The sequence below is a fragment of the Variovorax sp. dw_954 genome, from assembly GCF_018449755.1.
Taxonomy (GTDB): Bacteria; Pseudomonadota; Gammaproteobacteria; order Burkholderiales; family Burkholderiaceae_C; genus Variovorax.
Window position 1 is genome coordinate 1 of sequence record NZ_JAAVVD010000096.1, and the last position, 722, is coordinate 722.

A 722-nucleotide genomic window follows, 5' to 3' on the forward strand; every position below is an offset into this window, starting at 1 on the left:
AGCGAACTGGTGGTGGGCGTGCAGTGCGGCGGCAGCGATGCGTTCTCCGGTGTCACGGCCAACCCGGCGGTGGGCTACTGCACCGACCTGCTGGTGCGCGCGGGCGCCACCGTGATGTTCTCGGAAGTGACCGAAGTGCGCGACGGCATCGACCAGTTGACCTCGCGCGCCACGACGCCCGAAGTGGCCGAGGCGATGATCCGCGAGATGGCCTGGTACGACGCCTACCTGGACAAGGGGCGCGTGGACCGCAGCGCCAACACGACGCCGGGCAACAAGAAGGGCGGGCTGTCGAACATCGTGGAGAAGGCGATGGGCTCGATCGTGAAGTCGGGCAGCTCGCCGATCTCGGGCGTGATCTCGCCGGGCGAGAAGTTGAAGCAAAAGGGCCTGATCTACGCGGCCACGCCGGCGAGCGACTTCATCTGCGGCACGCTGCAGCTCGCTGCAGGAATGAACCTGCATGTGTTCACCACGGGACGCGGTACGCCCTACGGCTTGGCCGAAGTGCCCGTCATCAAGGTGGCCACGCGGGCCGACCTGGCGCGCCGCTGGCACGACCTGATGGACATCAACGCCGGCACCATCGCCACGGGCGAGAAGACCATCGCGGACGTGGGCTGGGAGATGTTCCAGCTGATGCTCGACGTGGCCAGCGGTCGCAAGAAGACCTGGGCCGAGCACTGGAAGCTGCACAACGCGCTGGTGTTGTTCAATCCGGC

General features: G+C 66.8%; 1 pseudogene. It reads left to right on the forward strand.

Annotated elements, in window-relative coordinates:
* Positions 1–722: pseudogene (locus tag HB681_RS37660) on the forward strand (UxaA family hydrolase); the annotation flags it as partial.